The sequence below is a fragment of the uncultured Dokdonia sp. genome (assembly GCF_947496725.1).
GTDB lineage: Bacteria > Bacteroidota > Bacteroidia > Flavobacteriales > Flavobacteriaceae > Dokdonia.
The window spans coordinates 295,692-311,097 of sequence record NZ_CANMDS010000003.1; the positions used below are offsets into that span (position 1 = coordinate 295,692).

14 protein-coding genes are annotated in these 15,406 nt (G+C 36.9%); 7 read left to right on the forward strand and 7 right to left on the reverse strand.

What is annotated here, in order from left to right; genetic code table 11:
• Positions 1–178: 178 nt before the first annotated feature.
• Both Q0948_RS08205 and Q0948_RS08210 read left to right on the forward strand, forming a co-directional pair.
• Complete coding sequence (locus Q0948_RS08205) at positions 179–628, forward strand: KTSC domain-containing protein (protein WP_298350666.1); 450 nt, start codon at positions 179–181, stop codon at positions 626–628.
• 43 nt (positions 629–671) lie between these two features.
• A complete protein-coding gene (locus tag Q0948_RS08210; protein ID WP_298350664.1) occupies positions 672–1,958 on the forward strand; it encodes a DEAD/DEAH box helicase in 1,287 nt (428 codons plus the stop codon).
• Here the strand turns inward: Q0948_RS08210 and Q0948_RS08215 are convergent.
• A complete protein-coding gene (locus Q0948_RS08215) occupies positions 1,955–2,521 on the reverse strand; it encodes a YceI family protein (protein ID WP_298350662.1) in 567 nt (188 codons plus the stop codon). The two genes, Q0948_RS08210 and Q0948_RS08215, sit on opposite strands and share 4 nt — an antisense overlap.
• A gap of 156 nt (positions 2,522–2,677) precedes the next feature.
• On the opposite strand from Q0948_RS08215, the gene Q0948_RS08220 reads away from it, so the two are divergent.
• The 5 genes from Q0948_RS08220 to Q0948_RS08240 all read left to right on the forward strand — a co-directional run bounded on the left by Q0948_RS08220 (position 2,678) and on the right by Q0948_RS08240 (position 7,555).
• Positions 2,678–3,508, forward strand: a complete 831-nt coding sequence (locus tag Q0948_RS08220; protein ID WP_298350660.1) for a winged helix-turn-helix domain-containing protein — start codon at positions 2,678–2,680, stop codon at positions 3,506–3,508.
• A 76-nt stretch (positions 3,509–3,584) separates the two neighbouring features.
• Positions 3,585–4,154 carry a hypothetical protein gene (locus Q0948_RS08225; RefSeq protein WP_298350658.1) on the forward strand — a complete coding sequence of 190 codons (570 nt, stop codon included), beginning with the start codon at positions 3,585–3,587 and terminating at the stop codon, positions 4,152–4,154.
• A gap of 33 nt (positions 4,155–4,187) precedes the next feature.
• Positions 4,188–6,203: a M13 family metallopeptidase gene (locus Q0948_RS08230; protein ID WP_298350656.1), complete on the forward strand. Its 2,016-nt coding sequence runs from the start codon at positions 4,188–4,190 to the stop codon at positions 6,201–6,203.
• A 124-nt stretch (positions 6,204–6,327) separates the two neighbouring features.
• Positions 6,328–6,576, forward strand: coding sequence for a cold-shock protein (locus Q0948_RS08235; RefSeq protein WP_021779133.1), 249 nt, complete (start codon positions 6,328–6,330; stop codon positions 6,574–6,576).
• 211 nt (positions 6,577–6,787) lie between these two features.
• Complete coding sequence (locus Q0948_RS08240) at positions 6,788–7,555, forward strand: hypothetical protein (protein WP_298350654.1); 768 nt, start codon at positions 6,788–6,790, stop codon at positions 7,553–7,555.
• Between the two features lie 181 nt (positions 7,556–7,736).
• Here Q0948_RS08240 and Q0948_RS08245 read toward each other — a convergent pair whose 3' ends face one another.
• The 6 genes from Q0948_RS08245 to Q0948_RS08270 form a co-directional block, all read right to left on the reverse strand.
• Complete coding sequence (locus tag Q0948_RS08245; protein WP_298350652.1) at positions 7,737–8,297, reverse strand: DUF4494 domain-containing protein; 561 nt, start codon at positions 8,295–8,297, stop codon at positions 7,737–7,739.
• A 240-nt stretch (positions 8,298–8,537) separates the two neighbouring features.
• A complete protein-coding gene (locus tag Q0948_RS08250) occupies positions 8,538–9,881 on the reverse strand; it encodes a DUF3526 domain-containing protein (RefSeq protein WP_298350651.1) in 1,344 nt (447 codons plus the stop codon).
• Positions 9,882–11,321: a DUF3526 domain-containing protein gene (locus Q0948_RS08255; protein WP_298350649.1), complete on the reverse strand. Its 1,440-nt coding sequence runs from the start codon at positions 11,319–11,321 to the stop codon at positions 9,882–9,884.
• A 2-nt stretch (positions 11,322–11,323) separates the two neighbouring features.
• Entirely contained in the window at positions 11,324–13,825 is a 2,502-nt protein-coding gene (locus Q0948_RS08260) for a TonB-dependent receptor (protein WP_298350647.1), read from the reverse strand.
• A gap of 9 nt (positions 13,826–13,834) precedes the next feature.
• Positions 13,835–14,524 carry an ABC transporter ATP-binding protein gene (locus Q0948_RS08265; RefSeq protein WP_298350645.1) on the reverse strand — a complete coding sequence of 230 codons (690 nt, stop codon included), beginning with the start codon at positions 14,522–14,524 and terminating at the stop codon, positions 13,835–13,837.
• 253 nt (positions 14,525–14,777) lie between these two features.
• The gene (locus Q0948_RS08270; protein ID WP_298350643.1) at positions 14,778–15,080 is read right to left on the reverse strand and encodes a hypothetical protein; all 303 of its coding nucleotides are present in this window, start codon (positions 15,078–15,080) and stop codon (positions 14,778–14,780) included.
• Between the last annotated feature and the right edge of the window lie 326 nt (positions 15,081–15,406).

Consider the following 15,406-nt stretch of genomic DNA (forward strand, 5'->3'; position numbering starts at 1 on the left):
TTTACTGATCAAAATTGTTATTATTCTGATTCTTAACGCTATATGTTTTTCTGCTTAGGTTTTTGATAAAGGACGGTACTGGGCTCTTAAGTAATTTGTTGTGTTATTTTCTTTAAATAAACGCGCTCTTAAAACCATAAATAAGGCGTACTTTCGCGCTCTTATAAAAGCCCTGATTATGAAGCGAATAAATGAATACAAAAAACTCTTTGGAGTTGAAAAAGAAATAGATCTTAAAATGCTCAAAAAGAGCTATAGAAACCTTGTAAAAGAGTGGCATCCAGATAAGTTTCAAGCAGGAGATCCTAAGCAAGAAGAGGCAGAGCTGCAAAGTCGTCGCATCATAGATGGTTACCACTTTCTAGTAAGTATGGCACCTGAGACTAAGGAAGCAAATCTTGAAGCATATACAGAAACCATAACTAATGCCGCCATTGCAGATTACCAGCATAAAGGTTTACTACTTGAGGTTACATTTACAGATGGTACTACCTATGAGTACTTTGGGGTGACAAAAAAGACGTACATAAAAATGGTTAATGCAGGCAATCTTAACCGTTTTGCAAAGCGTAGTATTTACCCTAAGCATAACTACCGTAAGTCAAAAAGACATTTACAAGAAGCATAAAACAAACGCACATCTAGTAAACAGATTATAAGGCACATTATATATGACAAGTACATTTACAGCACTAGGAATCACAAACTCAATACAAGAAGCACTGGCTGCTCTTGACATCACACAACCTACAGACATACAACAGCAGGCCATACCTGCACTACTTACTTCAAAAAAGGATGTCGTGGCCCTAGCGCAAACTGGTACTGGTAAAACGCTAGCCTTTGGCGTGCCTTTATTGCAACTTATAGATCGTACTAATCCTACGGTGCAGGCTGTTATACTTGTCCCTACACGAGAACTAGGACAACAGATATACTCAAACATTGTAGCCTATGCGGCACAATTACCAGAAGTATCGGCAGCGGTGTTTTATGGAGGAATACCTGTAAAAGAAAATGTAGAACGTCTTAAAGAGCCCGCTCAGATTGTAATTGCAACGCCTGGACGTCTTATAGACTTAATGGAGCGTAAGGCAATAAACATCTCTCAAGCCAATTATCTTGTGCTCGATGAGGCAGATGAGATGGTAAGTGCTCTTAAAGACAGTATAGATGTTATTGTAGAGACAATGCCTAATAATAGACGTACCTTCTTATTTTCTGCTACTATGCCCGGTACGGTTAAACAACTCGTACAAAATTACCTGTCTAAAAATCCGCTAGAGATTACTGCAGAGCGAGCAAATCTTGCTAGTCACAAAATCACACACGATTATGTAGTGGTGGAGCCTATAGAGAAGCTAGATGTATTAATGCATTTCTTAAACTCAAAAATAGGGGAGCGTGGTATTATCTTCTGTAAGACAAAGGCAGCTGTAAATAAACTTGCAAAAAACCTGGCTATTAATAAGTTTTCTTCAGGGGCCTTGCACGGTAGCTTGAGCCAGGCTATACGTGACCGTATGATGGGACAGTTTAGAGAAGGTCACATAGATATACTCGTAGCGACAGATCTTGCGGCACGTGGTATAGATGTAAAAGATATCTCTTATGTGGTTAACTACCACTTACCAGAGTTTTATGATATGTATGTACATAGAACGGGACGTACTGCCAGAGCAGGAAAAACAGGCTATGCGCTTACTGTTTTACAACAAGAAGAGGTTGCAGAAATACCAGAATTTGAAGAAGAGCTGGGAATCACTTTTTCCGCTTTCGCGAAAGCGTCACCTCAAGAAATCGCAGATAATAATCTCATACTCTGGGCGCGTAAAATTTTTAAAACAAAGCCTAATCGTGAGCTCTCACCAGAACTAAGAGATAAAGTACACAAGGTTTTTCACCACCTTACTAAGGAAGAACTTATAGATAAGCTACTTGCAGGGCAGACCTCTTAAAACTGTAAGTCTGCCTTAAATTCTATTGCTTCAGAGATGGCTCGGTTCTTTACTTCATTATTATAAGTAATACCCCAGCGCGTACGATCTATTTTAAAATGGGCTTTAAAGGATCTTGCTTGACCATCTAAGATGGCATAAAACTTTATATTTTTAGTAACGCCTTTAATAGTAAGGTCTGCAAATACTTCGTGTGTGTTTGTATCTTCAAAATATGTAATAGAAGTAATGGTTAGACTCGCCTCTGGGTATTTTTCTATATAGAAGAAGTCTTCATCTTTAAGATGCGTCACAGGACCTCTGTTATGTAGATGATCTTCATTAGTGATAGACGTCATATCTATCGTAAAAGAACCACCTATCACATTATCATTTATACTGTTGAGATAACCATCTTTAAAGTATACCTCGCCATTGTGTTCACTTACGTTAAAAACGTATGACCCCTTCCAGTGCAAGATGCTTTTACCCGTGTCAAGATTGTGAGTTTCTGGTGCGACTACTTGCGAGTGTATTTGAGAAGTTACTACTAAAATAATGAGTGTGCTTATGAGCTTATACATAGGTTTAATATTTTGGAAGTAAAACTAGAAGCACACCGCTACAAAAGTGTCAAAAGAATGTAAAAGAACTGTCAACGGTTGTAAAATCTCGATTTTTTGGCGGTTCTTTGTGATAAGATGAATAAAACGAGACTCTTATTAGTATGTCTTTTTGTAATGTGTGCAAGCATATCTTGGTTATTACCTCAAGCCGATATGCCGGCTACTATGCGTGAAGAACGCAGTAAGATTGTTATACGCGAAGTGGGTAACCAGCTATTACTTGCACAACGAGACACTATATCTCGCATACTACCTGTGCGTCAACTTGAGAGCGACATTTATGTACTTGCTTTCTCTAGTGATTTATCCTTCTTACCAGAACAGCTTGTAGCCATCGCTAGTGAGCAATTTAGTAGAGCTCAGTTTCCTAAAAATTATATTATCGAAGTTTATCAGTGCTATGATAATGAGGTAGCTTATAGTTTTGAAATCAATAAAACCATTGAAAACACGATTGTTCCCTGCTCTGGCCGCAAGTTGCCGTTAGATTGTTATACGATCAAAATTCAATTTATAGAAGAAAATATTGCCCCTCCTCAAACATCCTATTCAAAGATGGGACTATTATTTATAGCAGGTGGTGCTTTATTATTTTTAGGATTCCGCTTTCGCGAAAGCAAAAAAGAAACCCTTCCCAGTACCGAAAAGATAGTAACTATAGGAAGTTTTTCTTTCTATCCAGAACAGCATAAACTAGTAAAGTCACCCGATGAACTTGTTTTGTCTAAAAAGGAATGTGAACTACTAACCCTATTTGCTAGTAGGCCTAACGAGGTGATAAAACGTGAAGAGTTGTCTAAAAAAGTATGGGAAGATAAAGGGGTGATTGTAGGTAGAAGTCTAGATACCTACGTCTCAAAACTTAGAAAAAAACTACAGACAGATCCTGCTATAAAGCTTACAAACATACACGGAGTAGGGTATAAGCTAGAGATAAAGGAGTAAATCACACTAGTTTCAACCTCTTAAATTAACTGCATTTACATAATTATAGCTTTGTAATTATTACTTAGCTTTGGCTATGACATTAAAACAAAGCCTTTTACTAGTATGTCTTATCATAACTAGTAACCTATTTGCTCAAGAAAAGCAACCTTCAGATATATTTTGGGAAACACTCGCTAGTCATTGCGGTAAAGCTTACAAGGGTCATCTTGCTTTACCAGAAAATGATGAAGCCTTTGGCGGTAAAGAACTTGTAATGCACGTGCGCTCTTGCTCAGATAACGAGATAAAGGTTCCTTTCTTTGTAGGAGAAGATAGATCGCGTACTTGGGTCTTTACAAAGAAGGATGGTATTATCACTTTAAAACACGATCATCGCCACGAGGACGGTAGTGAAGATGCCGTAACTCAATATGGAGGTACAGCAAGTAATATGGGGAAGGGAGATATTCAATTCTTTCCTGCAGATCCACATACACAACAACTTATACCTGCCGCAGCAACAAACGTCTGGTGGGTAACTCTAGATGACACCACCTTTACATATAATTTAAGAAGACTAGGCCGCGATAGTGTCTTTAAAGTAGTGATGGATATCACAGAGCCTATTGCCACACCAGAAGCGCCTTGGGGCTGGAAAGATTAAATAATAACGAGATTACAACAAACACAACCAACTATGAAAAAACTATGGTATCTCTCAATGATTGCTGCTAGCTTTATAGCCTGTGAGCAGTCTGAGCAAAAAAACGAAACACACCCTGAGGTAGTCTTTGACGGAATATCTGAACAAATTGCTCCAGGTGATGATTTTTATAACCACGTAAATAAAAACTGGTATGATAATGCTGTCATTGCAGATGACCAAGTGGGAGTGGGAGCATACCGTTTTCTCAATATACCACAGCAAGAACTTCTTAAAAATATACTCGAAGAGGTTTCTGAGCAATCACACGACAAGGGTAGTGTTGAGCAACTAGTGGGAGATTTTTATGCCTCTGGTATGGATACGCTCAGTATTGATAAGCGTGGTATCACGCCTATACAACCACTGCTAGAAAAGATAGATGGTACTTCTACTACAGAGGAGTTGATGGATGTAGTAGCAAATCAAATTAAAACGGGTGATTATTCCTTTCTAGCACCTTACATCTCACCAGATCAAAAAAACAGCAAGCTTAACATCTTGCATCTAGCTCAAACGGGATTAGGTCTACCAGATCGTGATTACTACTTTAATGAAGATCCTTCATCTGTAGCCATACAAGATGCGTATAAAACGTATTTAACTACACTTTTTGAATTAGTAGGTGACACAGAAGCAACTGCAAACGCTGCAATAGTCTACGCTATAGAAAAAAAACTTGCAGATTCTCATAAAACAAGAATACAGCGTCGCGTTATAAAAGATAATTACAACAAAGTCTCTGTGGTAGACCTAGATAATGGACATAATCAAATAGACTGGAAACATATTTTTACAACGCTAGGTACAGATATAGACTCATTAAATGTGAGACAGCCGGCATACTATGATAAAGTAAATGATGTACTTGCGAGTACTTCTCTCAAAGATTTAAAGCTTTATGTAAAGGCAAAGTCTTTAAGCAATCACGATAATATATTAAGTACACCTTTTCAAGATGCCTCTTTTGCATATACTAAGGTGATCTCTGGACAAAGCGAGCAACAGTCACGTACTAAACGTATGGTGCGCAATGTAGATAGACAAATAGGATTTGCCTTAGGCCAGCTGTATGTAAAGCGATATTTTAATGAAGAAGCAAAGGAAAGAGCACTTGACCTGGTAAACAATTTTCAGAAATCACTCGAGCAACGCATAGAAAATCTGGAGTGGATGAGTGATAGTACTAAAGTAAAAGCCAAGGAGAAACTCTTTGCTATCAATAAAAAAATAGGCTATCCAGATGTATGGAGAACATATGACGTAGAGATAAACAGAGATCAGTTTTTTGAGAATGTAGTTGCCTTACGCAATGACAGTTACCAGTACGAACTTAAACAACTTAATAAAGCACCTAACCGTGATGAATGGGGTACTACACCATCTACAGTTACCGCTTATTACAACCCATCACTTAACGAGATAGTGTTCCCTGCAGGAATATTACAGGCACCATACTTTGACCTATATGCAGACGATGCCGTAAACTATGGTGGTATAGGGATGGTAATAGGTCACGAGTTTACACACGCCTTTGACGATCAAGGAGCTCAATATGATAAAGAAGGAAATGTGAAAAACTGGTGGACAGAAGAAGACTATACCAAGTTTAAAGCAAAAACACAGCAAATTATTGAGCAGTACGACAGTTTCACTGTTCTTGACAGTGTGCACCTTAAAGGAGCACTTACAGTAGGAGAAAACACGGCAGATAATGGCGGAATCTCTATCGCTTACGATGCCTTTAAAAGAACAAAGCAAGGTCAAGACACCACAAAAATAGGAGGTTTTACTCCAGACCAGCGTTTCTTTTTATCTGTAGCGCGTATCTGGCGTGTCAAGACAAGAGATGAGTATTTAAGAAATTATGTAGCTACAGATCCACACTCACCACCTATCTGGCGTGTAAATGGACCACTTATGAACTTCACTCCATTTTATGAAGCTTTTGATGTAAAAGAGGGGCAAAAGAACTTTAAAACACTAGAAGAAAGAATTAAAATCTGGTAATACGATTTACAAGAGATTTGTATTTACGATATTTGCCACGTAAAAAATTAAAAATAGTGATGAGGAAGAAGAGATTACAATCACTAGGACTTAATTAAAACAACCAAAATAAAATTAAGATATAATGATTAAAGCATTTTTTAATAGACTCTTTGGGTCTACTAAAGCATCGATAAGAAAAGAAGGAAAGGTAAAATTTTTCAATACAAAAAAAGGGTTTGGATTTATTGCCATAGACAATTCTGACGAGGAGGTTTTTGTACATACTACAAACGTAACTGGAAGATTGAGAGAGAATGACAAAGTTACATTTGAAGTAGAAGACGGAGAAAAAGGACCTAGCGCTGTAAATGTAAAGCGAGTAAAAAAATAATATTCGTTTTACAAGATCTGTATTATTAACTCCATAAGCACAATAGTGTTTATGGAGTTTTTTTACGCTTTCGCGAAAGCGTAATACAGCTATATAAAAGAATCGCAGAGTATAAAGCGGCTTTTACAGAATGTCATACTGTAACGACTTAAAATCAAAAAAGCACACGTTTAATCACAGTACATTTATCAAACAAAAAGATAAGCTTACTATGACAAAAACACTAGCCATACTACTAATTGTGATGAATGTAGCCCTTGTAAATGCTACATCTCCTAATGACTATCGTAAAAAGAAGGATATTAAGATAACACCAACTGCGACCACAGATGGTACGTATATCTATGTAGATATACGCACGGCAGATCAAGGGGTTATCACTTCATTTTTAAGAAGAGGTTTTACAGTATATTTTGATAAAAAGGGAAAAAAGAAAAAAAGAGTAGGAGTAAGCAGTCCTACATTAGATCGAAAAAAACTAGGTAATACTCCGCCAAATTCTAACGAAAGAGAATCTAGAAACTCTGACGAAGAAAGAGAATTGCCCGTTGCACGTATGATAGAAGATATAGACCGTAAAGCTGTTTATATAAAAGACGACAGCGCGCAAGAGTTTCACCTAGACCTTAATGCGCTAGATATCACAATTAACTACAGTTATCAAAAAGAACCTCAAGGAGGTATTCTTGTATATAAACTCAGAATACCTGTTTCAAAAATTGATGAGAATCCTATTGATTTTGAAAAACTAACTTTAGGTATCATTTCTACACCACTACCCGAAAGAGAAAATCAAGGCCCTCAAGACCGTGGAGGTTTGTCTCTAGGTGGTGGCGGTAGATCACAAGGTGGTCCTGGTGGAGGAAACCGTGGTGGAGGTGGAGGCCGTCCCGGTGGACAAGGACAGGGTGGTGGTCAAAAAAAGGCACCACAACAATCTCAAGACGTAGCGCTATGGTTTGGTCTCACAATAAACTAAATCTCCCCATTTGATAAAGCACCAATAATTGGTGGTTGACTATGTATGTTTAAAAAGGCTTCTCTTGATTGAGAGGCTTTTTTTACGCTTTCGCGAAAGCGTACCTATACTTTTTAATAGTAAATAGAAAAAGGCGGTCTACTTGATGTAAACCGCCTTCATAAAAGTTATATGGCATCTTTTATTCTTCTTCGCCAGTAAGAGAATCTGCCATTGCCAGCTCTTCATTCTCACTATTATCTGCAGGAACAGAATCTTTTACTCTTGTAAACTCTTCCAGACGCTCTAGATCTCCTTCTTCACCAGAAAAGTATGGAAAAACATCTTCTATAGGAGACTCAGCAATGGCCGGTATGGTGTATTCACCCATAGTATCCTTCATAGTAGAAACCGTGTTTTCAAAGGCTTCTTTAACGTCATTTGCCTGCACGAGTAGGTATAGACTCGTTTTGCGCTCCTTACCGCTTTCCTCATCATAAGCTATAAGAGATACGCGTGATTTAAACCATCTGTCGGTATTTTCAAAAGGGTGAATCTCTGCATAGTTTGCCACCTTGATGTTTGTAATTTTTATTTCTTCACTATCTGGAAGGTAAGCTGCCATCTCTTGTGTGATTCTACTTTCGGCCTCTGTATATGAAATTGCATCTACTAGAAAAGGTGCTGTTTTAACCTTTTGCGTTCCCGATGCTTCATCTAGTTTTCTATATTTTACTTTACACTCGTACCACGTTGCGCTCATATCTATTTTGTTTTAAGGTTGCCAAAAATAGGGTATTGTAAATGTCAAAAAAGTGATGCTATGTAATAGATATTCACAATTTAAAATATCATTTCCTAGCGCATTTAGGTTAAGTCACTTAGGAATTCTCAATGACTGAAATATGTTGTTTATATATGATTATCTCAAACAATTATCATAAAAAAGCTTCCCACAAAGGAGAAGCTTTAAAAACACATCATACATTTTTACCTGTAAGATTTATGAGATTTTCTTAAAGTTTAAAAAAGTAAAAATACTGATGATTAGGATAGTTATGATAGTAGGAAGTAACAGCAATAGCCAGCTAAATTCTGTGTTGTGTTTATAAAACTTCGCATTATAATTGTCCCATTGTACCGCATCTGCTGTTTTTAAATCAAATATTTTTTTATAAAAACCAACACGTAAATTTTTGTGAAATTCTGTGAGTCCATCTAAAAAGTTGAGATGACTTAACATATCTGTACCAGCCAGCTTATTAAAACTAAGTTGAGCGTGCATTGTAGGTACAAAAAGTGCAATGTTTGTACTTACTTTATTTCTAAGTAATAGTTTTTCTCTGAGCTCTTTACTGGTCGCTTTTGCAGTGAGATCTCCCATATGTTGCATACCGTAATACCATATCCAACTGAATTCATCCTCCGGCACCTCATAAGATGCATATTGAGGATACTCTTCAAGAAAGCCTGTCATTGTAACATCCTTTTCAAGATCCCATTTCTCGTGATATCCATCACGTTGCTCTACCATTGCATCAAGAGCCTCAGGGAGTTGATATTCATTTACGATAAAATTATTTACAATAGCAGGGACAAGAATTGTGAGGACAACCCAAGTAGAAATAAGTATAAGCGCGTTAAAGCTAGAATTCTTTAAAAACGAGACCACCCAAAAACTCAAAACCACCCAAAATAAAAGGTATAAGAATCCTTGCACATAAATAGCCAGAAGTGGAGCTCCAAGCGGTATCTGTAATACCAAACTTGCCGTAACCATTAAAAATGTAAAAATAGTTAATACAAAAATGGCTCTAACCGAAAGCTTTTGCATTAAAAATTTAGTCTTTGCCGAGGTTTGTGCTGCAAGTATTCCCCAAGTACCTAGTTCCTTCTCTTCTGAGTATAGATTAAAACTCATTGCTATAAGAACAAGAGGAAAGAGGTAAATAATAACAAAACCTAAATCTAAATTACCAGACATAAGTAAGGATGGATTTTCAAAATCTGTATCATACTTTTGTGCCTCAAGCCCTCGTATAGTGACCGCTTGTAAAGCAGGATTTACATCAGTCTGACCTATAGAAATGGCATTTATATTTGACGGTTCTTTCATTAGGGTAAACCTAAGATAGTATAATAAAAGACCTAAGTCTTCTCCGTGATAATCTACATTTTGTTTTATACTTTCTATTTGAAACGCTTGTGCCGCTTCAATATTAGTTTGTTGCTTAATGAGATATTGCTTTCCTATAAATATGCTTACGATACCAAGAGCTAGCAATAGCACAAGACTAAAGAGGAAAATCTTTGTTCTAAAAAATGACTTGAATAATAGTGTATACATCTAGATAGCTTTTAGATTTGAAGACAATTTTAAAAGACCAAAAATGGCGAGAACACTCCATAAGAGTAAGGCTATTATTGAGATAAGCTCATTTTGTATCACCTTATTTACACTTAAAAACTCATACTCAAAAGGTGGAAAATTTTTCCAATACTCACTTGAAATTTTGTTAGGCGCTTCTTTTCCTTTATTAGGTATTAAGTCCATTTGCAATTGGTTCATCTCTTGTGCTAGATGATAGCGGTATGCCTCTGCTTCTGATTTGAAGTTTAAATAAGATTGAAAATCTGTACCAGAAAATGCCATAGACACATTTTTAATCGCAGTATATGGATTTACAAAGGCTGAGTAGCGCTCTACATTATTCTGTTTTGAGTATACGTTGTACAAATCATCTTGATGTTTTAAATATACTTTTGTACTTAACTCTTCTCCTTGTGCCATAATATAACCACCATAATTAAAGGGTAGATCATTTACATCATTAACATTGTGCACACGTAATACTGAATCTCTTATAGCGTTAAAATGCTCATCATCTGGATCGTGACTATCGCCTACGAGTTTCATATCACTTTCTACAGCTCTTTCCATTTCAATTTTTGAAGGAGTAGGGTACAAGTAGTGCCCAGCAGCTTGAAGTGATTTTGGCAATACAATAACAAATAATAGCCAGATAGCTAGCAACTTAACTAATGCTCCTTTCGCAGTTGCAGAATATGCTGATACTAAAATGGTAATCGCACTTAATATTCCGAAGAAAGCGAGATAAGAAACAAATAATATCCCATAGCGTATAAAGCTTTGAGGTGACCACATACCGTGTGAAGCCGCTACAATAAAAAAGAAAAGAATTAAAAATATACTCACCAAAAATAAGAGTGATAGACTATAAAGGCCTATCCATTTACCAAAAACAATCTCTTTTCTTGTAATCCCTTGACCTATGAGAAGTTTAAGAGTTCCATTTTCTCTTTCTCTAGCGATTGAAGCAAAACCTAGATAAAAAAGTAATAATGGCACAATCACTTTAAGTAGCATCGCAAGACTCACTTCGCCAAAACGTAGTAGTCCGGATGACATACTTACCTCAGAAAAGTTAACCGTGTTTTGCTTGTGTGCTTCTAAGAAGACCGCATTCCCCACAAAGTTTTCCATCCCAAGGTCAAAAACACTTAGCTCGTGCTTCATCCTCAACGCAAATGATCCATAATGAGACATACGGTGCGGGTGCTTATCTGGGTTGTTTTCCCAGCTTTCTTGCACTTCCTCTTGCACATCTGTTCTTATATGGTTTTGGTCCTCATAGTTATGCCAGCCCGTATATGACGAAAATAGGATTAAGATGGCCATAAGACCCAAAGTTATAATCATAACTTTGGATCTAAAGGCATCTTTCCATAGCTGGCGGGCTATTAAAGAGATTACTTTTTTTCTCATTCTTAAAATTTATAGGATGCGTTAAGCAATACATTTCTTGGAGCTCCGGGTCCAAGCCTAGATGGATTAAGACCACCTAACCAGTAGGTCTCATCTAATATATTGTTCAGTTTAAGCGTTAGTTGTATTCCTGAGCTATTTGGTTTGTAATACACTGCTCCATCAAAAACTGTATAAGAAGGTAATAACACTCTATCTGTAGCATAAGTAGGGTTGTACCACGTAAATCTCTCATCTACATATTGGGCTCCAAGACCTATACCTATTCCTTTTAATGGAGTATCTGATGTAAAATCATATCTACCCCAGAAGTTTGCATTGTGCTTAGGTGCTCCACCTATGCGTGCTCCTATAAATTCTTCTATGGCATCTTCTTCTATTGTTGCATCTGTATATGCATAAGAAGCTGTAAGTTGAAGATTAGGCAATATATACCCAGATATATCTGTTTCAAAACCTCTACTTCTTTGTTCACCCCTTGTAGTAAGGTTATCTAAATCATAGGTGTCACCTAGTAAAATATTCTTTTGTGTAATGTTGAATATTGAAAGGTTTGCAAATATTTTTCCATTCATAAACTCACCTTTAGCACCTATTTCTGTTAGGCTACTTTCTAGTGGGTCAAATCTTGCTGGAGATGCAGCCCAGAAGAAACCTTCGGCAGTAGGAGAGAGTGATACCGTGTTTGTATGAGGCTGAAAACCTTGTAAATATGTTCCATATGCACTAATCTCATCTGTTACTTCATACGTTAATCCAAGTCTCGGTACAAAAGCACTAGTTTTAAACTCTTCCTCGTCACCTTTATAGTTAAATATATCGGTAAACCACTCATAACGTAAATTTACAAGGGCAGAAAAGCGTGCTATCTTAAACTGGTTTTGAACATAGATACCGCTTGAAGTATTGAGGTTTGCTGGTATAGTTAATTCAGCAAGGTTGTAATTATCTGTATTTCTCGCTCCATTAAAAGGATTTGCAAGATTAAAGTGGGGAACAGCAGGTACAGGCATAGTAACGCCATCTACCACCATTTGCTGAAAATTATCTGGGTTACTCGGGTCAAAATTAGCCTGACCACCACTAACAGTTAGGTATCTTCTAGCTCTTAAGAAACCAGCGCCTATCTGTCTTTCCCAGCGAGTTGCGTCATAACCCACAAGAATTTTGTTTGTTATGTTACCTTTTTTAATGTCGTAATTAAAATACCCACTAAAGTTATCTGTCTCCCAGAACTGTTGTCTTCTATCATAACGCATTCTTGCAAGAGTAGGTATCACGTTACCTTCTATATCTACCGCCGTACCATCTACTCTGTGCTCTGCAAGATCTTCATCCCAGGTTTGCTTCATAAACTGTGCATTAAACCCAAAGTTTTCTGTAAACTTCTGTTTGAAGTTTGCCATAAAGATCACCTCTTTGTTTTTGTAATGATCGTTTGATGCACCTACATTTCTTGTTATTGGTGTACTATCTAAATCAAACTCACCATTAATGGCCCCAAAGATAGGCTGGCCTCTATCTAGATTACCCTCAGCGTCATTATAAATCATCTCTACATTAAGAGAGGTATTCTCATTAGGAACAAAACTTATAGATGGCGCAATAAGTATCGCATTATTGTTTACCACATCTCTAAAAGAATCTGCCTCTTGAAATGCTGCATTAAAACGATATAATAAAGTTTTAGACTCATTAAGTGGTCCTGTAAAATCTGCCGTAGCTCTTAGTGTACCAAAGCTTCCAGCAGTAAGACTTACTTCATTCCTCTTTTCTGTAAGCGGTTTTTTTGTAACCATATTTACCGTTCCTCCTGGATCTGCACTTGAAAATGTAACAGATGCTGGACCTTTTATAACTTCTACCCGTTCTAGATGTGACGTAATAGGTTGTAAGAAATAGTACTGACGCGTGCGCATCCCATTAAGCACTTGTCCATCATCTGCTTGAGTGATTCCACGTATGTTATAGTGATTATATAAACCTGTAGCAGATACACCACTTACTGTTTTAACAGCATCCGGTAGTTGAAAAGCAAGACGATCGCCTATAAGCTCTTTTGTAACAGTAGCTACAGCTTGAGGCAATTCCTTGTTTTTGATTGCAATTTTAGTAGCCGAAAAGGAGTAATCACTATTGTAATCCTTTCTCACACGACCTAAAATCTCAACCGTTTGTAGTTGATCTACATTATCTTCTAGCACAAGTGTCCCTAGGTTATAGGCTTTTTCTTCTGTGAAGTCTTTTTTGATATCTTGAGAATACATTCCTAGATAACTTATAGATACTCTATAGCTGCCAGTATTAGAAAGCTTAAAGCGAAAAATTCCATCCGCATCGGTAACTGTACCATCGCGTAGTCCTGTTGCAAGATTTGTATAAACCACAGAGGCACCAGAGATGACCTCATTTTCTGTATTTTTAACAGAGCCCTCTACCGAAACTTGGCTAAATACCGAAGTCATAGAGAAGGTGAGTAATAAGAGTAAAATAATTTGTTTCATTGTGTTTGATTAAATAGTTTGTAAATAAAGTTGGTTGAGTTCTTCTGCGTTGATGTCTTTTGCTTTGAGTTGTTGGGCAAGCACACCCTCTTTCATTATGCCTATGGTTGTCCCTAGTTCTACAGCGTTGAATATATCGTGCGTAGCCATAAAAATGGTTTTACCCATAGCCGTCAGTTCTTTACAAATCTTTGTAAACTCTGCTGTTGCCTTAGGGTCTAGTCCAGATGTGGGCTCATCCATAAAAATGACTTCGGCATTTTTTGATAGGGCTATGGCGATACCTACCTTTTGGCGCATTCCTTTTGAGTAGGAGGAGAGGCGGTTGTTGTAGGCTTCTTTTTCTAAACCAGTTTTCAGTAGAAATTCTTCTAGCTGTTCTGAGGTATAGTTAAATCCAGCGAGCCTACTAAAGAAATCTAGATTTTCAATACCGTTTAAGTTTCCATAAAGTTGTACTGTCTCAGGGATATATGCCGTAAGATGATTACAGTCATCTACGCCCACTTCCTTGTCGCCTATATATGCAAGACCACCATCTTTTTTTAGAAAACCTAAAAAGATATTGATAGTCGTTGTTTTACCGGCTCCATTTTGACCCAGTAAACAAAAAATTTCGCCTTGAGCTACTTTAAAAGTAACATCCTTAAGCGCCTCTTTTCCATTGTAGGACTTTGTAATATTCAATGCTCTTAGCATAAAATCAAAAATTTAAAAATGTGATATAAACTGTATAAACACTACTAGGTACAGCCAGATGCTGCCTATAAAAGCGTTATATAATCAAGGGAGTAACCCGTACGAAGTTTTATAATGGACACCATACAAGAGCATAAAATGCTCTATATGTGTAGATTGTAGATAATCATATATGATGATTAGCCACAGTAGACCTGTAACAAAAAGTATCTCCTCTATGTAGAGAGATAATTGTATAGTTGTACAAAATAAATTAAGATAGGGCAGGGGGAGGCCTCGTACGAGATGTATCTAAGAAATACTTATTCTCAAAACTAATGGTACCAGTTGCGCTTGTAAGCGAAGTAGCTATGTAAACAGCTTCTGGAACCGGCACTTGAGCTATTTCTGTCTCAAGTAGTGGGGTGAAGTTAGTTATTGAGGTAATCTCACAAACTTCACAATGGTCTATGCCGCCATCATCTGTATGATGTGTAAACGCGTGCAAACCCGCCACCTTGAAAACCATAATCAAGGCAATATAGAAAAGTGCTATATAGTGTTTTTGCTGCTGCATTTATTGACGGGTAAATGTATAGATACAATTACATAGCAAACAAGAAATTTTAAAATTAATTTTAATACACTGCAAAATAGTTACTTACAAAAAAAAGGACTAAAGCTCCTATAGTCTTCTTACATAGTGCATTTACTTATTTAAAATATTTACGTGTCATTGTCACCCTTCAACAGTGTGATTTTTGAAAAATGACAACATAACAAATTTTAGATTAAATGAGAACTAGTGGAGATGAGAAGCTCATTTTATTTATAAAAACAGTGTGCTCAACTTATTATGTAAGCACTTGAATTTAAAGAAGTAAGAAAAGTAATATCGTATGT